Source organism: Achromobacter sp. Marseille-Q4954, from assembly GCF_943737025.1.
Classification (GTDB): Bacteria; Pseudomonadota; Gammaproteobacteria; order Burkholderiales; family Burkholderiaceae_B; genus Achromobacter; species Achromobacter bronchisepticus_A.
Genome location: NZ_CALSFQ010000002.1, coordinates 529,986 through 550,464 on the forward strand (window position 1 = coordinate 529,986; position 20,479 = coordinate 550,464).

At 68.9% G+C, this 20,479-nt stretch carries 13 protein-coding genes; 5 read left to right on the forward strand and 8 right to left on the reverse strand.

Annotated elements, in window-relative coordinates; all coding sequences use genetic code 11:
- Nucleotides 1-23: 23 nt before the first annotated feature.
- The 3 genes from NGK62_RS20515 (at nucleotide 24) to NGK62_RS20525 (ending at nucleotide 1,498) form a co-directional block, all read left to right on the forward strand.
- The gene (locus tag NGK62_RS20515; RefSeq protein ID WP_013393888.1) at nucleotides 24-191 is read left to right on the forward strand and encodes a hypothetical protein; all 168 of its coding nucleotides are present in this window, start codon (nucleotides 24-26) and stop codon (nucleotides 189-191) included.
- 48 nt (nucleotides 192-239) lie between these two features.
- Nucleotides 240-392, forward strand: coding sequence for a DUF3309 family protein (locus NGK62_RS20520; protein ID WP_013393887.1), 153 nt, complete (start codon nucleotides 240-242; stop codon nucleotides 390-392).
- Nucleotides 393-556: 164 nt separating this feature from the next.
- A complete protein-coding gene (locus NGK62_RS20525) occupies nucleotides 557-1,498 on the forward strand; it encodes a 2-hydroxyacid dehydrogenase (RefSeq protein ID WP_251880055.1) in 942 nt (313 codons plus the stop codon).
- A 10-nt stretch (nucleotides 1,499-1,508) separates the two neighbouring features.
- Here NGK62_RS20525 and NGK62_RS20530 read toward each other — a convergent pair whose 3' ends face one another.
- Together NGK62_RS20530 and NGK62_RS20535 are read right to left on the reverse strand one after the other, a co-directional pair.
- Nucleotides 1,509-2,342, reverse strand: a complete 834-nt coding sequence (locus NGK62_RS20530) for a universal stress protein (protein ID WP_251880057.1) — start codon at nucleotides 2,340-2,342, stop codon at nucleotides 1,509-1,511.
- A 113-nt stretch (nucleotides 2,343-2,455) separates the two neighbouring features.
- On the reverse strand, nucleotides 2,456-4,582 hold the full coding sequence (locus NGK62_RS20535; RefSeq protein WP_251880059.1) for an FUSC family protein: 2,127 nt from the start codon (nucleotides 4,580-4,582) through the stop codon (nucleotides 2,456-2,458).
- Between the two features lie 310 nt (nucleotides 4,583-4,892).
- On the opposite strand from NGK62_RS20535, the gene NGK62_RS20540 reads away from it, so the two are divergent.
- Both NGK62_RS20540 and NGK62_RS20545 read left to right on the forward strand, forming a co-directional pair.
- Nucleotides 4,893-5,807, forward strand: a complete 915-nt coding sequence (locus tag NGK62_RS20540) for an EAL domain-containing protein (RefSeq protein WP_251880061.1) — start codon at nucleotides 4,893-4,895, stop codon at nucleotides 5,805-5,807.
- Nucleotides 5,808-5,965: 158 nt separating this feature from the next.
- Nucleotides 5,966-6,145 carry a hypothetical protein gene (locus NGK62_RS20545; RefSeq protein WP_059376020.1) on the forward strand — a complete coding sequence of 60 codons (180 nt, stop codon included), beginning with the start codon at nucleotides 5,966-5,968 and terminating at the stop codon, nucleotides 6,143-6,145.
- 114 nt (nucleotides 6,146-6,259) lie between these two features.
- Here the strand turns inward: NGK62_RS20545 and treY are convergent, their stop codons facing one another.
- Genes treY through treS form a run of 6 tightly spaced genes read right to left on the reverse strand, consistent with a single transcriptional unit; the run spans nucleotide 6,260 to nucleotide 20,478 of the window.
- A complete protein-coding gene (gene treY / locus NGK62_RS20550; RefSeq protein ID WP_251880911.1) occupies nucleotides 6,260-8,947 on the reverse strand; it encodes a malto-oligosyltrehalose synthase in 2,688 nt (895 codons plus the stop codon).
- Nucleotides 8,948-8,949: 2 nt separating this feature from the next.
- Entirely contained in the window at nucleotides 8,950-11,043 is a 2,094-nt protein-coding gene (gene malQ / locus NGK62_RS20555; protein ID WP_251880063.1) for a 4-alpha-glucanotransferase, read from the reverse strand.
- On the reverse strand, nucleotides 11,040-12,818 hold the full coding sequence (gene treZ, locus NGK62_RS20560; RefSeq protein WP_251880066.1) for a malto-oligosyltrehalose trehalohydrolase: 1,779 nt from the start codon (nucleotides 12,816-12,818) through the stop codon (nucleotides 11,040-11,042). The genes malQ and treZ overlap by 4 nt, the downstream gene beginning before the upstream one ends.
- Nucleotides 12,815-14,923 carry a glycogen debranching protein GlgX gene (gene glgX / locus NGK62_RS20565; RefSeq protein WP_251880068.1) on the reverse strand — a complete coding sequence of 703 codons (2,109 nt, stop codon included), beginning with the start codon at nucleotides 14,921-14,923 and terminating at the stop codon, nucleotides 12,815-12,817. Before glgX ends, treZ begins: the two co-directional genes overlap by 4 nt.
- Before the next feature lie 6 nt (nucleotides 14,924-14,929).
- On the reverse strand, nucleotides 14,930-17,128 hold the full coding sequence (gene glgB, locus NGK62_RS20570; protein WP_251880069.1) for a 1,4-alpha-glucan branching protein GlgB: 2,199 nt from the start codon (nucleotides 17,126-17,128) through the stop codon (nucleotides 14,930-14,932).
- A complete protein-coding gene (gene treS / locus NGK62_RS20575) occupies nucleotides 17,125-20,478 on the reverse strand; it encodes a maltose alpha-D-glucosyltransferase (protein WP_251880071.1) in 3,354 nt (1,117 codons plus the stop codon). The genes glgB and treS overlap by 4 nt, the downstream gene beginning before the upstream one ends.
- Between the last annotated feature and the right edge of the window lies 1 nt (nucleotide 20,479).

Below are 20,479 nucleotides of genomic sequence, written 5' to 3' on the forward strand. Positions count from 1 at the left end.
GTGGATTTTCCCCGGAGACAGCCATGCACATCGCGTACTCGTACTACCTGCACGTTCCGCCCAAGCCAGATCCGATCCCGCCAGGTTCGCCGCCCGGCGACCTGCCTGTTGATCCGGATACCGACGAGCCGGACGTGGACCTGCCGCCCTTGTCGCCGCCCGGCAAGGAGATCACGCCGCCCAGCCCCTGACGCGGGCTGTGGCTTTTCCCTGATCCCAACAAGAACCGAGGAGTCGCCATGTCGACCATCCTGCTGATTATTCTTATCCTGCTCCTGGTCGGCGCCGTGCCGGCCTGGCCCCATAGCCGCGGTTGGGGCTATTACCCCAGCGGCATACTGGGCATATTGCTGATCGTCCTGATTGTGATGCTGTTGACCGGCCGGCTCTAGCAGGTCCAATGCGGTCATGAAGGCGCGAGCCGTGTCGGACGGCTCGCGCATCGGTCCGAGCGCCGGGCGGCCGTCTGGCGGACCGGCGGGTGGCGCGGGCTTGCGCCCAGGCGTAAGATCGCCGGGTTTTTGTGCAGCCCTCCGCCATCCGCGGCATTCCCGACATGACCATCCCCTTGCTTGTCTTGATAGAAAGCGTGCAGGATTACCTGCCCGAAATCGAAGCGCGCGGCTTTCGCGCGATTTTTGCGCCTACCGCCGATTCACGCGCGCAGGCGATCCGTGATCACGGCCCGGAGATCCGCATCGTGCTCACGCGCGGCGCCACCGGCTTGTACGCGCAGGAAATGGCGGCGATGCCCAAGCTGGAAATCGCCTGCTCGCTGGGCGTGGGCTACGAAAACATCGATCTGGCCGCTGCGGCCGAGCGCGGGATCGTCGTGACCCATGGTCCGGGCGCGAACGCGGTATCGGTGGCGGACCATGCCATGGCCCTGCTGCTGGGCGCGGCGCGGCGCCTGCCGCAAGCGGATGCGTCGGTGCGCCAGGGCCATTGGAGCGGCTTCATGGGACCGCAGGTCACCGGCAAGCGGCTGGGGATCCTGGGCCTGGGCACCATCGGATTGGAAATCGCGCGGCGCGGCGCCAACGGCTTCGGCATGAGCGTGGGCTATTACAGCCGCAGCGTTCGCCCGGAATCGGGCTATGCCTACTTCGACAGCCCGCGCGCGCTGGCCGCGGCATCGGATTTCCTGGTGGTGGCGACGCCGGGCGGATCGGACACGCGCCACCTGGTGGACGCGCAGGTATTGGAAGCGCTGGGGCCGGAAGGCTATCTGGTGAACATCGCGCGCGGCAGCGTGGTAGACACGCAGGCGCTGATCGCGGCCTTGGCCGAGCGCCGCATTGCGGGCGCGGGCCTGGACGTGGTGGACGGCGAGCCCGACGTACCCAAGGCACTGATCGAGCTCGACAATGTGGTGTTGACCCCGCACAGCGCGGGGCGCTCGCCGGAAGCGGTGCATGCCACCGTGGCGCTGTTCCTGGACAACGCCACGGCGCACTTCGGCGGCAGGCCGGTGCTGACCCCGGTGCGCCGGGGCTAGCAGGCCAAGGCTAGTGCGAGAACATGACCGGCACGGTCATGCTCTTCAGGATGGACGCCGTCGCCCCGCCCAGCGCCCACTGGCGCAGCTTGCTGTGGCCATAGGCGCCCATGACGATCAGGTCCGCGCTATGGTCGGCGGCGGCGTTCAGGATGGTGCTGCCCACGCCTACGCCCTTGATGTCGCGGCGCACATGCTCGGGCGCCGGCATGCCCTGCGCCACGCAATAGGTGGCCAGGTCCTCGAACGGCGCTTCATGCTTGGGGCTGGCGGCGCCTTCCTCCATGGTCAGCACGACCATGTGCGAGGCCAGGCGCAATATCGGTGCCGCATCGGCCAGCGCGCGGGCGGCTTCGCGGCTGCCGTCCCAGCAGCACAGCACGCGGTCGCCGATGACCGGGAATTCGCCGCTGGACGGAATCGCCAGCACCGGCCGGCCCGCCGTCAGCAGGGTCTGTTCGACGAACTCGATCTCGTGCGCGGCCTCGACGTCCTCGCGGTTTTCCTGGCTGACCACGATCAGGTCGGTGGTGCGGCCCAGCAGCGCCACGGTCTCGCTGGGCGAGGAGGTACCCGCGCGCATGAATGCGGGCACGTCCGCTTCGGCCGCGGCCTCCAGAAAGGCGGTTTCCACCGCGTCGCGGCTTTGCGCCTGCAACTCCTTGATGATGCCCAGCGAACGCGACATGAGCACGGACTCGCCGTAGTAATACTGCGGCGGCGCGGCGTTGGCGTAGATGCCGACCAGCTCGGCCTTGTGCCGCTTGGCCAGGGCCAGGGCAGCTTCAATGCGGCGTTTGCAGTCGAATCCGTGGTCCAGGTGGACGGAAATGCGGCGGTACATGAAGGCCTCCTTGTTTAAGCGTGCCATGTGCATATGGTTACGCTTTCCGGCCTTCTCGCCCTTGATGCGCGTCAAGCCCGCGGCAGTTCGCCGGGGCGAGCGCAAACGGCAGGCTATGGCGTGGGGGGAGTCCGTTCCACGCGTTCGCGCAATTGGCGCAATTGGCGCGCCTGTTGCGCGATGCGGTCCAGCGGGGCTGCCAGTTCCGGATAGCCCGCGGCCACCGCAGGCGGCACGGCCAGTTGGCGGTCGCTTGCGCGGGGTGCGGGCTGCTGCGGATGCAGCGCATGCGCCAGGGCCGGACCGTACTCGGAGAGCGCTTGGGCGGCGGGCGATCCGGCGGGCGGGGCCGGCTGCAGCTCCAGCACCGTACCCGCCGCCGTGACGCGGCGCATGGCGTTGAGCAGGTTTTCCGCCGTACCGACATTGCGGTCGCGATGCACCGGATTCTGCTGCAGCCGCTGCAAGGACGCCTGCGCATTGTCGGCGGAAAGGCAGGCCATGCGGCGCAGCGCCACCAGGTCCTGCCCATCGCCGGCATCGCCGCTCTTGGCCCGCAACAGGGCGCGCGCATAGGCGGCGTGACGCTCCAGCGCCAGGCTGAGGGCGCCGGCCAGTTGCCGCGGCTCCTTTTCGGGCCAGACCAGAAAGCCCACCAGCAGGGCCAGGACGCCGCCCAGCACGCTGTTGAACGCGCGCAGGGCCGCGAGCATCGGCTCCTGGATCTCGGGCTGCTGGATGTGGGTGACCAGCACGAACTGCGAAGTCAGGAAGAACGTGAACAGCGCGTAATGAATCGTGCGCGCGGCGAAGGTGCCCAGCGCGATGGGCAGGACCGCCAGGGCCACGGACAAGGGCGTGCTCAGGAACAGGCCCAGCAACGAAGCGCCGATGGCGCCGGCCACGCTGCCGGCAACGCGTTCCAGCGTGCGCTGCCAGGTGGTCGCGAAGTAAGGCTGCAGGATGAAGACCAGCGTCAGCGACATCCAGTAGCCGTGGTTGACGGCGAAGGTCTTGGACAACGCCACGGCGATGGTGGCGCCCACGCCTACCCGGAGCGCATGGCGGAAGGCGTCGGATTCGAAGCTCAGGTTCTGGCGCAGTGCGCGCCAGGCGTCTTGCGCAGGGTTGGCTGCGCGGCGGTCGCGTGTGGGCGCCGCCGGGGCTTGCCCCTGGTCGAACAGGGACTGCGTGACGGCCTGCGCCGTGTGCAACAACCGGTCCAGCACCGGCGCCATGGTGGCGAGTTCGGGTGCGTGGGCCAGGGCGCTGCCGCGCAGCTCATGCAGGCCGGCGCTGTAATGGGCCAGGCGTTCGCGCAGGCACTGCGTTTGCTTGGCGTCGTTGACATCCGAAGTGCTGGCGATGGCATTGCACAGGCTGGCGTAGCGGTGCAGCGCATGCGACAGATGGGCGCCGGCGCCGCGCCCGAGCCAGCGCGGCGCATTCGATTCCAGCAGATCGGCCGCGGCCACCAGCGCGATGAAGCTGTCCTCCGCATTGTCCAGCAAGTACAGCAGCTGATGCGCGCGGGCGCGGCGCGAGGGTCGCGCGTCCTGCACTTCGCGGATGCGGGTGCGGGCGGCTTCGAGCGCCGCACGCTGGGCGCTGCGCTGCGGCCGCGTAACCGCGCTCCAGGCCTGGGGGCTGGCGGCGGGCGTCAAGCCCGAGTACATGCGGGCCAGCGCGTCGGCGAAGTCCGCCAGGCCGCGGTAGCAGTGCGCGACCGCATGGGTGGCGTCCTTCCAGGGACGCCGGCGCCATACCAGCGCCGTCATCAGGATGGCCCAGGCCGCGCCGGCCAGGAAAAACAGCGTGTATGAGAGGCTTTCCGCCCAGGTCGGGGCGGGCAGTTCGGCCGCCACCACGAAGCCCGCGGACAGCAAGGTGCCGACGATGGCCGCGGCCGGCCCCAGCACGCGCAACAGCCCGCCGAATGTGCAGCACACGAAGGTCAGGGGCAGCAGCAGCCATAGATGGGCCGCGCTGACGCTGGCCAGAAAGCAGAACAGCGCGCCTATCAGCCCCAGCGCGAGCATTGCGCCCGCGCGCTGGCGCAGGGGACCGCCCGGATCCCCGAAGCAGGCCCAGAACGCGGCGATGGCGCTCCAGCCCAGGCGCGGCTCGTGCGCCAGCACGGCCAGGATGACGGGCGCGGCGCTGATGGCCGCGGCTTGGAGGGCGTCCAGCCAGAGGACGTTGCGCAAGGAGGCGCGCCAACGGAAATACAGGTTCTTCACGCTAGGAATACAGCAGCAGCGGCGGTGGGCCCGGCAGGGCGGTAGTCGCAAACCCTACCATGTCGACAAGGCTTTCCGACGAGGGCGGCGGCCGGGGCCGGAAAGGCCGTTTCATTCATGAATCCGAGCAGCTTAATACGTATGGATACATATATGTGACTTTGCCGCCGCAGCGGCGCAGAATTGCCTGGAAGAAAGTCTGGAAATGGCATACAAAAAGCGCTGTAGCTGGGAATACTCAGTCCAATGTGCCTCTTTCTGCGCCCGGACAGCGCAGGTTTTCGCCCAGGGGCGCGCAAGGAGTATCGACATGATGTCGAATCAAGAGGCTTCCACAGACTCGGTGGCGAGCGACGACGAGATCGCCGCCATGATCACCGGCAAGGATGGCCTGCGCATGCTGTTGCAACCGCAGGTGGACCTGCTGACAGGCCGGATCGTGTCGGCCGAAGCGCTGGCTCGCTGGCGGCATCGCCGCCTGGGCATCATCATGCCTTCCGACTTCATTCCCGCCGTCAACCGCCTGGGCCTGGACAAGGTGCTTTTCGAGCGCGTCTGCCTGCGTGCCATAGACATGCTGCTGACGATGCGGCGCGCCGGCATCGCCATTCCCGTGGCCATCAACGCGCCTGCCTCCACCTTGTCGGACGAGGCCGCGGTGGATTTCCTGCTGGACCGCATCTATGCGGCTGAGCTGCCCGCGTCGCTGGTGCGCGTGGAACTGACGGAAGACCAGCCCATCCGCGAACTCGACGTGCTGCGCGCCACGCTGCTCAAGCTCGAGAATGCCGGCTGCGAGGTCAGCCTGGACGATTTCGGCACCGGCCACGCTTCGCTGAAGCTGCTGTCGGCGCTGCCGCTGTCCGAGGTCAAGATCGACCAGTATTTCGTAACGCGCATGCGCCGCAGCGCGGTCGCCTTCGAAGTGTTGCGCACCGCCGCGGAACTGGCGAACCGGCTCGGCCGCCGGGTGGTGGCCGAAGGCGTCGAAAACGTGGCGGACATTCCCGCCTTGCGCGCGGCCGGCTGCCGCTACGGCCAGGGCTTTGCGCTGGGCCGCCCCATGCCGCTGGACGAATTGACGGTGCGGCTGCGCACGCAACGCGACCAGGGCGAACCGTTGGCCGCGCCCGCCGCCTATGCGTCATCCTGGCTCGACGCCTACGACGCTTCCGCCCAGGAACCGCAGTCAGCGCGCGGCAAACGCCACGCGGCCACGCAATAGGGCGCGCAGCGTATTTTTTACCAATCTGGCCGGACTTTACCGGCGGTCCTTGCGTCCCCTCGTACGCGGGGCTGCGGGCTGACCGCCGCGCGGGTTTGGGCACGCGGGTTGCTGTATGGAATGCGGCGGAGCTTTTTCCGTCTTCCAGGAGACTTGCAATGCCCAATCAGAACCAGCCCGACCAGCAAAAGCAGCAACAGAAGCAACAGGCCCAGGAAAACCCCAGGGACCGCAATCAGCCCGGGCAGCAGCAGCCCGGCCAATCCGGCCAGCATGCCGACAAGGATCGGCAGCAACCTGGCCAGAACCCGGGCCAGCAAAGCAAGATGCCGCGCTGACTCATAGACCGCGTGTTCCGGGCCCTGTAGTCGGGCGGGTATCGCGGTAAGGACGGCCTTGTCCCGCTGTGGGCGGACAAGGCCGTTTGTGCTTCATGCATCGTCATTGAAGCGTCAAGCCGCCGGTGACAGCCACAGTGCTACCGGCAGTTCGCACAGCAGATCGGGCAAGGGCAGCGCACCGTCGGCGCCGCGCCGCGCCTTTTCGTCGCCCATTGCATCGCGCCACGCCAGGTCCCTGACCGCATCGGGCAGGCACAGCGCGGTGTCGGCCCAGAATTCCCGCGCCGCCCGCGGCTCGCCGCGAGCGTAGCCGGACAGGCGCAGGGCGCACAGCCGCGGCGCGGCGATCACGGCACACTCGTCTTCATGACACCGCAGCCAGGCGACGACGTGCCGTGCATGCGTCCCGGTTGCAGCCAGGGGGATGCACTCGCCCTGGCCGAACAATGCAGAGTGGCGCAGCCGCGCCGACAGCAGGCGCTGGATCAGGGCCTGCTTCACCGCGCCGCTACGCCAGTCCGCTGCGCTGGGTCGGACGGCGGCGCTGGCGCGAGCGCGGGCCAGCATGGCTATCCGCGGCGGATAGTCGACCGCGCGCCGGTTATCAGGGTCGACCAGGCTTACGTCCCAGAACTCCGTACCCTGGTACAGATCCGGCACGCCCGGCAACGTGTTGCGCAACAGCGTCTGCGCCAGGCTGTTGATCATGCCGGCGGGGGCCAGCTCCAGGGCGTATGCGGCGATTTCGGCCAGCAGGCGCCGGCCGGGGGCCGCGTCCCGCAGAAACTCCAGTGCGCCAAGCCCGGCGGCTTCATAAGCGGAGTCAGGATCCGTCCAACTGGTATGGAGCTTGGCTTCGCGCAGCGCCTTGAGCTGCCACTGCGCCACGCGCTCGATCCATGCGGCCACGCTTGCCGGCCGCTGTTCGATGATGTCGGCATCCCAGCCGGCGGGCCAAGCCCCGATCAGCGTCTGCACCAGCAGGTAGCGGTCCGCCAAGGTGAGTTGCCCGGCGTCGGGCAGGGCATGGATCCAGCGATACGCGGTCTTGCGCCAGGCTTGCGGCATTTCCGATAGCACCGCCAGCCGCGCGCGCGCGTCCTCCCCGCGTTTGTGGTCATGCGTGGCCGTGGCCAGCATGGCGTGGGGGAATTCGCGCGCCCGCGCTTCGACCAGAGCATGGAAAGCCTCGGGCGCCAGCGCGAACCGCTGCGGCGATGCGCCGACTTCATTGCGCGACAGCAGCGGGCCGTAGCGATAGAACAGCGTGTCTTCCAGCGCTTTGGCGGCCAGCGGCGGCGTCAGTTGCTGGAACCGGCGCAGGGATTGCGCAGCTTCCGTTTCACCTTGCGCGAGCGGCGCGGCGGCATGATCCGCCGTTGCGGGGTCGGCGGGGAGTCCGCTCAGCCAACGATCCAATTGCGCCAGCAAGGCGGCGTCAGCCGAGCCGGGAAGGGCGCGCAGGAGGGTTGCGGCGCGTTGCGCGGCTGCATCGCAGCGGTCGCGGTCCGCGTCGCTGCGCCCGCCGTCCTCGGCATAGGTCCGGTACACCGGAAAGGCCGCCAGCCACGCGGACAGCACGCGGTCCATGGCCGGTGCGGACCAGTCGCGGGTGCGGCGGTCGTGCCGCGCCAAACGTTCCAGGCAGCGGACCAGCGCCAGGCGTTCCGCGGAAAAGTGCCGCTGCAGCATGCGCGTGCGCGCCGCTTCCAGCTGGCGCTGCGGCGTGCGCAGATCGCCCGTGAGCATCTGCCAGAACGCCCGCAGCGGCGCTTCGGCCTGCGGGTCGTGCAGCAAGGCGCCGACCTGATCCATGAAGTCGTAGCCGGTGGTGCCATGCAGCTGCCAGCGCCCATCGGGCGCTTCGTCCGACGCCAGGATCTTCTCCGCCACCAGATAGGCTTGCGATTGGGCGCAAGCCGGCGGACGGCTGGCTCCGGCTTCGGCCAGGCATCGATTCAGCCTGCGCAGATAGGCGCCCGGCGCGGCCAGTCCGTCGATGTGGTCGATGCGCAGTCCGTCGAGCAGGCCTTGCGCGTACAGGCGCAGCGGCAGCGCATGCACGGCATCGAAGACGGCTTCGTCCTCGACCCGTACGCCCACGAGCTCGCTGATCTCGAAGAAGCGCCGCCAATTGATCTGATCGGCAGCGCAACGCCACCAGGCCAGCCGGTAATGCTGGCTCTGCAGCAGCCGGTGCAGGCGTTCGCGGCCGGATGCGCGCGCCGGGTCGCAGCGGCGCAGCAGGGTTTGCGGATCGAGCCCGCGCGCAAGCGATTCCGGCGCCACGGGATAACGCTGGCCCGAGACCTCCAGTTCGACGCGCCCGGTAGTGGCGTCGTGGCGCAGCGCCATTACGCCTTGATTCAGCGACTCGCCGTAGGAGTCGGGCAGGATGGGCAGCAGGACTTTGCCGCGCAGCGCGGGATCCGGCGCGTTCCAGTCGATGTCGAAGCAGCGCGCATGCGCGCTTGCGGCGCCGTGTTCGAGCACATCGCGCCACCAGGCATTGGCGGGGTGTGCCGCCATGTGGTTGGGCACGATGTCCGCGATGAGGCCCAGCCCGCGCCGGCGGGCCGCCCGGGCCAGGTCCCTCAGCGCGGACTCTCCGCCCAGCTCCGGATTGACCGCGCCATGGTCGATGACGTCATAGCCATGCGTCGAGCCGGGGCGGGCGCAGGTGATGGGCGACAGGTAGAGGTGGCTGACCCCGAGGTCCGCGTAGTAGTCCACGCAGGCGTGGGCGTCGTGCAGCGTGTAGCCGGCATGCAGTTGCAGGCGGACCGTGGCGCGCGGCATGGTCATGGCCGACTCCGCCCCGTGCGCAGGGCTTGCAGCCGGCCTTGCACGGCTGGGTCGGCGAAGCACGCCGCGCTGCTTGCGGCCAGGCGTCGACGCCAGTTGGGATGCTGATCCACTGTGCCGGGAAGGTTGGGCTGTTCCAGTTCGCCCGCCAGGTCTTCCATGGGCACCAGCAGCAGGGGACAAGGGCTGGAAGACACGAAGCGCAGCATGTCCTCCAGCGGTGGCCGCGCGGGGTCGACGGCGCAGCCCAGGGCTTGCGCAAGCAAGCTGCGGTCCATGCGCCGGTTGTGCCGCAGCGTGGCCTCGTCATCGCCGCCGCCCAGCAGGTTCAGTTCGGCGCGCACGTCGATGTCGCGCTCGGCCCACCAGCCGCGCAAGGTCGGCAGGTCGTGGGTCGAGGTCATGGCCACGGCCTGGACGGGCCAGTCTTCGGCGGCAAGAAAAGGCGCCGGCTTGGGCGGCTCAGACGGCGGCGCGGTCATGTCAGGCTCCTGCCGCATGAACCACAGCACATTCATGCCCAGGATGCCGTGATCCGCCAGTTCGCGGTTGAAGCCTTCAGGCACCGTGCCCAGGTTTTCGCCGATGGCAAGCGCGCGGTGGCGCCAGGCTTCCAGCGCCGTCAGCGCCAGCAGTTCGCGCAACGGATAACGCAGATAGGCGCCCGCATCGGCGGCCAGTCCATCCGGTACCAGCCACAGCCGCGCCATGCCCAGGATGTGATCGATGCGCAGGCCGCCAGCGTGAGCCAGCGCGGCGCGCAACATGTCGATGTAGGCCGCGTAGCCTTGGGCATGCATCGCGCGCGGCGAGAACGCGGCCAGATTCCAGTTCTGTCCTTGCGGATTGTGGATGTCGGGCGGCGCGCCTATGGACAGTCCTGGCATCAGGTCGGTCTGGCGGCTCCAGGCGTGGCTGCCGTCCGGACTGTCGCCCACGGCCAGGTCGGAGATCAGCCCCACGCGCATGCCGGCGCGGCGCGCCGCCTTCTGCGCGTGGCCCAGGCTTTCGGCGGCCAGCCATTGGGCGTAGCGATGGAAGTCGACCTCGACCGGATGCTGCCGCGCATATCGCTCGACTTCCGGCGAGTCCGGATCGCGCAGGCCCGCGGCCCATTGCGTCCAGGGCAGGTGGTGTGCGCCATGCGCTGCCTGGGCGGCATGCAAGGCTTCGAATACGGCGTGGTCGCGCAGCGCCTTGCCGCGGCGGACGCAGAACGCTTCGTAGCGCTGGCGGGCATCCTCTGGTCCGATTGTGCGGAACTGGCGGTGTAGCGCGCGCAGCAGGCGCTGCCGCCATATCCCGGCCGATGGCCAATCTATCAAGTCGGTTACGGGCGGCTGGGCGGCCAACTCGGCCAGCGCCCGGTGCAAGGCATCGTCACCGAGGACGGCGGCGGGATCCGCGTACAGGGTGTTCAGGAACAAGCGGCTGGATGGCGCGTAGGGACTGCAGCGCTGCGGTTGCGCGGCAAACATGGCGTGCACCGGGCTGATGGCGAGCGCGTCGGCGCCCTCGGCCGCGGCAGCGGCGGCCAGCTCGCGCACCGCGCCAAAGCCGCCGAAGCCGCCTTCGCCAGCTTGGCCGGCATCGCGCCTGAGACTGTAGACCTGCGCGCATAGTCCCCAGGCGCGCGGTCGCATGCCATCGGTCAGATCGTCCAGGCTGGGCGCTTGCCGGGGAGCCACCGCGAGCACGGTCTGGCCGCATGCCAAATGCAGCGAGTGATATCCCGGCTCCTGCGGCGCGATCAGGCTGCCGTCTTCTGCGACCTCGCCGTCGCAGGTCAGCCCGGACTCGCACACGATGCGGTAGCGGCCGCGCGCGCAAGCGGGCAGGGAGGCAGGCATGCCGCTGCGCGCGACCAGCAGGGGCGGCAGCCGGGCCCCGAGCTCCACGCCCAGGCGATGGTCGCTATCGCGGATGTCATGGGCGTTGCCCGCCGGCAGGCCCATGCCCTCCAGCAGCAGCCGTAATGTATCCGGCGACACCTGCCGCGGACGCTGGCGCGCGTCGGTCCAATGTTCGGCGATGCCGGCTTTGGCGGCCAGCGCGGACAAGGCCGGATCGCCGGCGGGCGTGGTGGTCATGCCGGCTCCTCCAGCAGCCACACGGTGCTGTCGCCGCACACCTCGCCCTGGACCAGCGCGTCGCGCGCGCCGGCCACGGATTCGAAGAGCAGCGTGGCATAGGCCTCGACGCCCGCCTGCAAGGCCTCGGGCAGCGCCAGGCGATCGGGGCCGAAGTTCGCATAGACCGTCAGGCGCGCGCCGCCCGCCAGTTGCCAGCGCGCGTACACGCCGCGTTCGCCGATGGCGGCCGCGCCCAGGCTGACCGCGCCAGCCAGCCGCGGCGCGATCAGGCGGGCGCGCAGATGCAGCAGGACCGCGTAGTCCCGCATCCAGGCATGCGCGTCCGCGGCGCTGGCGCGCGGTTTGCTGGCCAGGTAGGTCGCGGGATCGTTCGGGTCGGACAGCGCGCCCGCGCCCTGGAATTCGGGAAAGCGCGAGAACTCGCGCCGCCGGCCGTCGCGCACCGCTTGCGCCAGGGCCGGGTCGGCATGGCTGGTGAAGTAGTGGAACGGCGTGCGCGCGCCGCGTTCCTCGCCCATGAAGATCAGCGGGATCTGCGGCGACAGCAACTGCAACGCGACCGCGGCGCGCAGCCGGGCGGGACTGTCCACCAGGCTGGCCAGGCGTTCGCCGCCCGCACGGTTGCCGGTCTGGTCATGGTTCTGCAGGAACAGCACGAAGGCGGTCGGCGGCAGTTCCGCGCTGGGTTCGCCCCGCGGCTGTCCGCCGCGGTAGGGTGAACGCTGCCCCTGGTACAGCCAGCCTTCGGCCAGGCAGCGCGCCAGCGCCTGGGCCGGCAGGGCGCTGTAGTCGGCGTAATAGCCGTGGCTTTCGCCGGTCAGGAGGCAATGCAGGGCATGATGCGCGTCGTCATTCCATTGCGCATCGAAATCGCCTTGCAGCAGGCTGGCGCGGTTGTCGTCGTTCTCCAGCACCAGATGCACGTAGCGTTCGGGCGGAATATGCTGTCGCAGGTGCTGGGCCAGCTCATGCAGCCATTCTTGGCCCGCGATCGCATGCACGGCGTCCAGGCGCAGCCCGTCGAAGCGGTACTCGGTCAGCCAGTACAGCGCGTTGTCCTTGAAGAACTGGCTGACCGCCGGCTGACGGAAGTCGATGGCGTCGCCCCAGGGCGTGGCGACGTCTTGCCTGAAGAACGGCGCGGCATAGCGCGGCAGGTAATTGCCGTCGGGTCCGAAATGGTTGTAGACCACGTCCAGCATCACGCCCATTTCCAGCCCATGGGCCTCGTCGATCAGGCGCTTGAGCTCGTCGGGCGTGCCGTAGGCCGCGTCGGGCGCATAGGGCAGCACGCCGTCATAGCCCCAGTTGCGCGGCCCGGGGAAGTCGGCAATGGGCATCAACTCCAGCAAGGTCACGCCCAGCGCCGCCAGCTCCGGCAGCCGCGCCAGCAGGCCCGCATAGCCTCCCTCCAGGCCGGCATGGGTTTCGTACAGCACGGCATCCTCCCAGGGCCGTCCGCGCCAGCTGCCGTAGCGCCAGGGGTAGGCATCCGGCGCGACTACGATGCTGTCGCCATGCACGTCGCCGTACTGCAGGCGCGAGGCCGGATCGGGCGCGACCGTGTCCGCGTCGAGGCGGTAGCGATAGCGGGCGCCGACGGGGCAGTCCACGTCGGCCTGCACGTAGCCGTCCGGGCCGGGACGCAGGGCGATTGCAGGATGCCCTTCGACCTCGAGCGCGAAGCCGGCGGGCGCGGTCGGCGCCCACAGCCGAAAGCGCGTGACGCCGCTCTCCAGCGGGATTGCGCCGGATGCATAGTCGTATGTCATGGCGGATCTCCCGGCACGTAGGTCGCCGCCAGCAACACCACGCTGCGCGCGGCCACCGTGACGGCGGGCTCCGACAAGGGCGCGGCAGGCGCCTGCGTGGCGGAATCCAGCTCGCGGATCCAGGCCAGCTCGGGCGGCGGCATCTGAAAAACCGCGTCCTCCGCGCCTGGATTCAGCAACAGCAACGTTACGTCGACGCTGCCGTCTTCGCGGCAGGCGGCGCGGCGCAGGACCAGGGCATTGGCCTCCGACTCCCAGGCGGCGGCGTCCAGTTCGGCGCCTGCTGGATCGAACCAGGAGATGGCTTTCACGCCAGGCGCGAGCTGCTGGCCCGCGTCGCCGTAGCGCGCGGCGCGCGTGCTGGGGTGGGCGCGGCGCAATGCGATCAGGCGCGCCGCGTAGCGGGATAGCTCACGACCGTCGTCAGCCTGCGCTTGCGTCCAGTCCAGCCACGACAGTGCGTTGTCCTGGCAATAGGCATTGTTATTGCCTTCCTGGCTGTTGCCGAATTCGTCGCCCGCCAGCAGCATCGGCGTGCCATCGGCCAGGAACACGCAGGCCAGCTGAGCCCGCTGCACCCGTTTCCGGATGTCCAGGATGGCGGCGTCCCCGGTCGGGCCTTCGGCGCCCCAGTTATGGCTGTAGTTCTCGCCGTGGCCGTCGTTGCCGCCTTCTCCGTTGGCCTGGTTGTGGCTGCCGTCGTAGCTGACGATGTCGGCCAGCGTGAAGCCGTCGTGCGAGGCCACGTAGTTGACGCTGCTCCAGGGGCGCCGGTGGCGGCGGTCGAACAGGTCGCGCGATCCGCACAAGCGCGCCGCCATCTCGCCGCGCATGGCGGGATCCCCGCGCCAATAGCGGCGGGTGGCGTCGCGGAACTTGTCGTTCCACTCGGCGAATCCGGGCGGATGGTTACCCAGTTGGTAGCCATCCGGGCCCACGTCCCAGGGTTCGGAAATCAGTTTCAGGCGGGCAAGGGCAGGGTCCTGCAGCACGGCGTCGAAGAAGCCCGAACCCGGGTCATAGCCGGTGCCTTCGCGGCCCAGGGTGACGCCCAGGTCGAAGCGGAAGCCGTCAACGCCATAGGATTGCGCCCAATAGCGCAGCGAATCCGTGACCATTTGCAGGACGCGCGGATGCGACAGGTTGACGGTGTTGCCGCAGCCGGTGTCGTTGATGTAGTAGCGTTCATCGCCCGGCACCAGGCGGTAGTAGCTGGCGTTATCCAGTCCGCGCCAGGACAGCGTGGGCCCCAGCTCGCTGCCCTCGCACGTGTGGTTGTAGACCACGTCCAGGATCACTTCGATGCCGGCGGCATGCAGCCGGCGGATAGCCTGGCGCAGTTCGTTCGGGTTGTGCTGCAGGTAGGCGGGCTCCGGCGCAAAATACGATAGCGTGCTGTAGCCCCAGTAGTTGCGCAGGCCGCGTTCGGTCAGGAAGCGGTCCTGCAGGAACGCATGGACGGGCAGCAGCTCCACGGCCGTCACGCCCAGCCGTTGCAGGTGTTCGATGAAGCGCGGGTCGGCCAGCGCGGAGCAGGTGCCGCGCAAGGGCTGGCGCAGGTCTTCGCGCAGCATGGAGGCGCCGCGCACGTGCACCTCGTAGATCACGGTATCGTTCCAGGCCGTGGCCGGCGGCCGGCTGTTGCCCCAGGTGAAGGGCGTTTCCTCGGCCACGATGGCCTTGGGCATGGCGGGCGCGCTATCGCGCCGGTCGATGCTGAGGTCGGCGCGCGCATGCTTCATGCGATAGCCGAACAGCGCATCGCTCCAATGCAGCGGCCCGGTCAACTGGCGCGCGTAGGGATCGAGCAGCAGCTTGTGGGGATTGAAACGGTGCCCGTTGCGCGGATCGTGAGGGCCGTGGGCGCGATAGCCGTACACCAGCCCGGGATGCGCGTCGGGCAGGTAGCCGTGCCAGATCTCGTCGGTGCATTCCGGCAGGTCGAAGCGGCGCAGTTCCTTGCGGCCCTTGGGATCGAACAGGCACAGCTCGATACGCGTGGCGTTGGCCGAGAACACCGCGAAGTTCACGCCCAGGCCGTCGCTGACCGCGCCCAGCGGATGGGGCTGGCCGCCGGCGATGCGCGTGAATTGGGAGGGATCCATATGCGTTCAACCTTCGTAGAGCAGAAACAGGGTGGACAGCGGCGGCAAGGTCAAGGACAAGGCCTGGGGCTGCCCATGGGACGCGCTGAGGCCGGTGCTGGCGCCGCCCTGGTTGCCCTGGCCGGATCCGCCGTAGTGCGTGGAGTCGGTATTCAGCCTTTCCGCCCAGCGGCCGGCCCGAGGCACGCCGATGCGGTAGTCATGCCGCGCCACCGGCGTGAAATTGGCGACCGCGAGCACATGATGGACGCCGTCGCTGCGGATGAATGCGACCACGCTGTTGTCCCGGTCGTCCAGGATCGTCCAGGCGAAGCCCGCCGGATCGGCATCCAGCGCATGCAGCGCCGGCACTCCGCGGTACAGGCCATTCAGGTCGGCAACCAGCCGCTGTATGCCCAGGTGGCCGGGGCGGTCCAGCAGGTCCCAATCCAGCGGGACGTCATGGTTCCATTCCCTGGGCTGTGCCATTTCGCCGCCCATGAAGAGCAGCTTCTTGCCCGGATGGGCCCACATGAAGCCGAGGTAGGCGCGCAGGTTGGCGAGCCTGGCGGCCGCGTCGCCCGGCATCTTGGCCAGCAGCGAGCCCTTGCCGTGCACCACCTCGTCGTGCGATAGAGGCAGGATGAAGCGCTCGCTGTACGCATACACCATGCTGAAGGTGATGTCATGGTGGTGATGCTTGCGGTGCACGGGGTCCTCGGACAGGTAGCGCAAGGTGTCGTGCATCCAGCCCATGTTCCATTTGTAGTGAAAGCCCAGCCCGCCGTCGCTGACCGGCGCGGTGACGCCGGGCCAGGCCGTCGATTCCTCGGCGATCATGATGGCGTCCGGCACTTCATGTCGCACGATGCCGTTGAGCGCCTGCAGGAACTGCACCGCCTCCAGGTTTTCGCGGCCGCCGTAGCGGTTGGGGATCCATTGGCCGGGCTGGCGGCTGTAGTCGCGGTAGAGCATGGACGCGACCGCGTCCACCCTCAGGCCGTCGACATGGAAGCGCTGCAACCAATGCAGCGCGCTGGCGATCATGAAAGCCTGCACCTCCGTGCGGCCCAGGTTGTAGACCATGGTGTGCCAGTCCGGGTGATAGCCTTCGCGCGGATCCTCGTACTCGTACAGCGCGGTGCCGTCAAAGCGGGCCAGGCCGTGCGCGTCGTCCGGGAAGTGCGCCGGCACCCAGTCCAGGATCACGCCGATGCCCGCGTGGTGGCAGCGGTCGACGAAACGGGCGAAGGCGGCGGGCGGACCATAGCGGGCCGCGGGCGCGAACATGCCCAGCGGCTGATAACCCCAGGACCCGCCGAAGGGATGCTCCATGACGGGCAGCAACTCCACATGGCTGAAACCCATGGCGCGGGCGTAGGCCGGCAGCTTGTCGGCCAGCCGGTCCCAGATGCAGGCGCGCGAGTCCGGGTCGTCTGGCAGCCAGGAGCCCGCATGCACTTCGTAGATGGACAGCGGCGCGTCCGAGGATTGGCGCGAGCGCCGTTGCGCCATCCAGGCCTGGTCTTCCCACGGATAGCCGGCGCCGTCCTCCACCACCGAGGCCGTGGCCGGCGGCGCTTCGCTGCGCCGCGCCAGCGGATCGGCCTTGAGGCGCTGATTGCCGGCGCGGTCGGTGATGGCGAACTTGTAGCGTTCGCCGGCCTGCACGCCCGGGATGAAGATCTCCCAAACGCCGGCGCGGTGCCGCAGGCGCATGCCGTGCCGGCGGCTGTCCCAGGCGTTGAAATCGCCCACCACCGCCACGCGTTGGGCGTTCGGCGCCCATACCGCGCAGCGCAGTCCTGCCACGCCGTCGATTTCCATCAGCCGCGCGCCCAGGGCTGTGCCGACGCTGCGCCATGCGCCTTGCGCCAGCTCCTCCAGCGTGCCGTCTTCCAGCAGGGTGCCGAAGGCATAGGGGTCGGCGGTGATCTGTTCGGCATCGGGCCACTGGATCGCCAGACGGTACGAGCCGCCGTCGCCGGAGCGGGCTTGAGGAACGCGTCCAAGAAACAGTCCCTGGCCCTGTTCGCGCAAGGGGATGCGCGCACCGGCGCCGTCCAGCGCCGCGACAGCCCGCGCGCCGGGGACATACACGCGCACTTCTCCCTCGTGTGGCCCCAGGAAGGCATAAGGATCGCTGTGCAGGCCGCAGGCCAGCGCAGCCAGTTCGACGGGTGAGGTGGCGCTGAGGCTGCCGCCTGCGGGCATGTCCTGGCTCATGATGACGCGTCCTCCTCATCCACCGCGGCCGACAGCAGCAGGCCGCGCGCCAGCTCCACCAGGGCGCACAGCGGTATCGAAATCCAGTCGGGGCGATGCGCGGCCTCGTAGCTCACTTCATAGGCGGCCTTCTCCAGTTGCGCCAGGGCCAGCAGCGCGTCGTCGGCCGCAGGCGGGACAAGCGCCGAGGTGCGCGCATCGCGGTAGCCTTGCAGGAAGGCCTGGCTGGCGGTCTGGCGAAAGCGCGCCAACAGCAGGTCGCGCAGTTCCGCTGGCGCGACAGGCGCGCCCGGCGTTTCGCCCGCGCCGGCATTGGCGTCGGTCGGCGCGCCGCCGATGATGTCGCTGCGGGCGATCGAGGCGGCGGCATAGTCGAACGAACGCAGCATGCCCGCCACATCCTTGCAGGGCAAGGCGAGGGCGCGGCGCGCCTGCACGCTGCTGACGGGTTCGCCCTCGAAGTCGATCAGATAGGCGTCCGCCTGCGCCACCAGCACCTGCCCAAGATGGAAGTCGCCGTGCACGCGCAGGCGCAAGGCGCCGGTCTCGGCCTGCGCCATCGCCGCCACGCGCGCCGCCAGCCGGGAGCGGTGCTCGAAGTACCATTCGGCGCAGGCGCGCGAAGGGGCCTCCAGTTCGCCAAGTTGCGCGCGCAAGTTCTTTTCCGCGCGTTCCAGCAGGCCCTGGACGTGCCGCGCGTGCGCATCGGCATCCGCCTGGCGGGCAGCGCGCGGCTGGAACGCGGGGTCGTCGGTGGCCTGCGACAACAGGTTGTGCATCTGCGCCAGGCGCTCGCCCATGGTGGCGGCCATTGCGGCGTAGCCTTGCAGGTCCTGGGCGAACTCGTCAGGACTCTGGTTCACCAGCAGCGCATTGTCCAGCGTGCGCTTGAGCAGATCCAGCGTCCAGTTCCAGGCGTCGCCCTCGTTGGCGACATAGCGGTGCGCCACCGCCAGCGTATGGACCACGCCGTCGGCGTCCTCCCGTTGCACCTCGCCCAGCAGCGCCGGCATGTTGGCGTAGCCGGCGCGCGTCAGGTAGCGGGTCATCTCCAACTCGGGCGATCCGCCGGGCTGGACGGCGCGGATCAGCTTCAGTATCAGCTTGCCATCGACAACGACCGAGCTGTTGGACTGTTCTCCTGTCAGCCATTGCAGTTCGCCGTCCCCGGCGACGTTCAGGTCGGCCAGGCCTGCTTCGGGCAGGAAGCGGATGACCCCCGGCTTGTCGCCGGGCTTGCCGCCGCTGCGGCCGTCGAGCTCGCGGCCCTGCTGCATGGCCTGAACGACCGTGCGCACGAAGCCGGGCTGCAGGAAAGCGTCCGCCAGCACGCCGACTTCCGCGCCGCGCCGCACCCGGGCGATCGCATACTGCACGGCGGCGGCCTCGTCCCAGACCAGCACGAAAGGCGCCTGCGCGCGCAGGCCGTCGACGCCGTCTTCGGGCTCGACCTCGGCCCAGTAGTACTCGCCATCCGCGCCGGTGAATGGCGTGGCGTAGGCAAGGCGTGCGCGCGCCGGCGGCTGCTTGCCCGGATACCAGCGCTGGCGCGCCAGGTACTGGGGCAGCACTTCTCGCTCCAGCGTGGCGCGGGACGCGTCCGTCAAGGCCGCGCCGCCATGCGCGCGCAGCACCAGGGTGGTCAGCTCCGGCATCTGTTCGGGCGTGCTGGCATGCCAGTCGGGCGGGGCAGCCTGGTTGCTCAGGTCCAGCCAATAAAAGGCGTAAGGCGGCAGGGTCAGGAGGTAGGGCAGCTCGCCTACCGCGGGGAACGGCGTGCCGCCCAGCATTTCCACCGGCACGCGGCCGTTGAACTCCTGCAGTTGCAGTTCCACCGGCTGCGCGGCCTTGGACAGGTTGGCCACGCACAGGATGGTGGTGTCCTGCCATTGGCGCAGATAGGCCAGGATCTTCCGGTTGCCCGCGAAGATGAAGCGCAAGGCGCCGCGTCCGAACGCATGGCTTTGTCGGCGCTGCGCCAGCAGGCGCCGGGTCCAGTTCAACAGGGAATGCGGATCGCGCTGTTGCGCCTCCACGTTCACCGCTTCATAGCCGTACAGCGGGCCCATGAGCACCGGCAGCGGCAGCTGTTCGGGGTCGGCGCGCGAGAAGCCGCCGTTGCGGTCGGGCGACCATTGCATCGGCGTGCGCACGCCGTCGCGGTCGCCCAGGTGCACGTTGTCGCCCATGCCCAGCTCGTCGCCGTAATACAGCACGGGCGTGCCCGGCATGGACAGCAGCAGGCTGTTCATCAGCTCGACCCTGCGCCGGTCGCGTTCCAGCAGCGGCGCCAACCGGCGCCGGATGCCCAGGTTGATGCGGGCGCGCGGGTCCGCCGCGTACACGTTCCACAGATAGTCGCGTTCGCGGCTGGTGACCATTTCCAGCGTCAGCTCATCATGGTTGCGCAGGAAGATCGCCCATTGGCAGGACGCGGGAATGTCCGGCGTCTGGCGCATGATGTCGATGATGGGGAAGCGGTCCTCCTGCGCGATCGCCATGTACATGCGCGGCATCAGCGGGAAATGGAAGGACATATGGCATTCGTCGCCGGCGCCGAAGTATTCCTGCGCGTCCTCCGGCCACTGGTTGGCCTCGGCCAGCAGCAGCCGGTTGGGATACTCGGCGTCGATCACGGCCCGGATGCGCTTGAGCACCTCGTGCGTTTCGGGCAGGTTTTCGTTGTTGGTGCCTTCACGTTCGACCAGGTACGGCACCGCGTCCAGGCGCAAGCCGTCCACGCCCATGTCCAGCCAATAGCGCATCACGGCCAGCACTTCCTTGAGCACCTGCGGATTGTCGTAGTTCAGGTCGGGCTGGTGCGAGTAGAAGCGGTGCCAGAAATAGGCGCCGGCCTCGGGGTCCCAGGTCCAGTTGGATTTCTCGGTGTCGCAGAAGATGACGCGCGTACCCGCATAGGCCTTGTCGTTGTCCGACCAGACGTAGAAGTTGCGCGCGGCCGATCCGGGTTTGGCCGCCCGCGCGCGGCGGAACCAGGGGTGCTGATCGGAAGTATGGTTGACCACCAGTTCGGTGATGACGCGCAGGCCACGGGCGTGGGCCGCGCGGATCAGCTTCCTCACGTCGGCCACGGTGCCGTAATCCGCATGCACCCCACGGTAGTCGGCGATGTCGTAGCCGTCGTCGCGGCGCGGCGACGGATAGAAGGGCAGCAGCCAGATCGTGTTGACGCCCAGGCTGGAGATGTAGTCCAGCTTGGAGATCAGGCCGGGCAGATCGCCCACGCCGTCGCCGTTCGAGTCGAAGAATGACTTGACGTGCAGCTGATAGATGACCGCATCCTTGTACCAAAGGCCGTCGTCCTGGAGAGGTTGGGTTTCACTGATCATG

Coding starts and splice junctions, on each gene's coding strand:
- NGK62_RS20515 (WP_013393888.1), top strand. CDS start 24: ATGCACATCGCGTACTCGTACTACCTGCACGTTCCGCCCAAGCCAGAT.
- NGK62_RS20520 (WP_013393887.1), top strand. CDS start 240: ATGTCGACCATCCTGCTGATTATTCTTATCCTGCTCCTGGTCGGCGCC.
- NGK62_RS20525 (WP_251880055.1), top strand. CDS start 557: ATGACCATCCCCTTGCTTGTCTTGATAGAAAGCGTGCAGGATTACCTG.
- NGK62_RS20530 (WP_251880057.1), bottom strand. CDS start 2,342: ATGTACCGCCGCATTTCCGTCCACCTGGACCACGGATTCGACTGCAAA.
- NGK62_RS20540 (WP_251880061.1), top strand. CDS start 4,893: ATGATGTCGAATCAAGAGGCTTCCACAGACTCGGTGGCGAGCGACGAC.
- NGK62_RS20545 (WP_059376020.1), top strand. CDS start 5,966: ATGCCCAATCAGAACCAGCCCGACCAGCAAAAGCAGCAACAGAAGCAA.
- treY (WP_251880911.1), bottom strand. CDS start 8,947: ATGCCGCGCGCCACGGTCCGCCTGCAACTGCATGCCGGCTACACGCTG.
- malQ (WP_251880063.1), bottom strand. CDS start 11,043: ATGACCACCACGCCCGCCGGCGATCCGGCCTTGTCCGCGCTGGCCGCC.
- treZ (WP_251880066.1), bottom strand. CDS start 12,818: ATGACATACGACTATGCATCCGGCGCAATCCCGCTGGAGAGCGGCGTC.
- glgX (WP_251880068.1), bottom strand. CDS start 14,923: ATGGATCCCTCCCAATTCACGCGCATCGCCGGCGGCCAGCCCCATCCG.
- glgB (WP_251880069.1), bottom strand. CDS start 17,128: ATGAGCCAGGACATGCCCGCAGGCGGCAGCCTCAGCGCCACCTCACCC.
- treS (WP_251880071.1), bottom strand. CDS start 20,478: ATGATCAGTGAAACCCAACCTCTCCAGGACGACGGCCTTTGGTACAAG.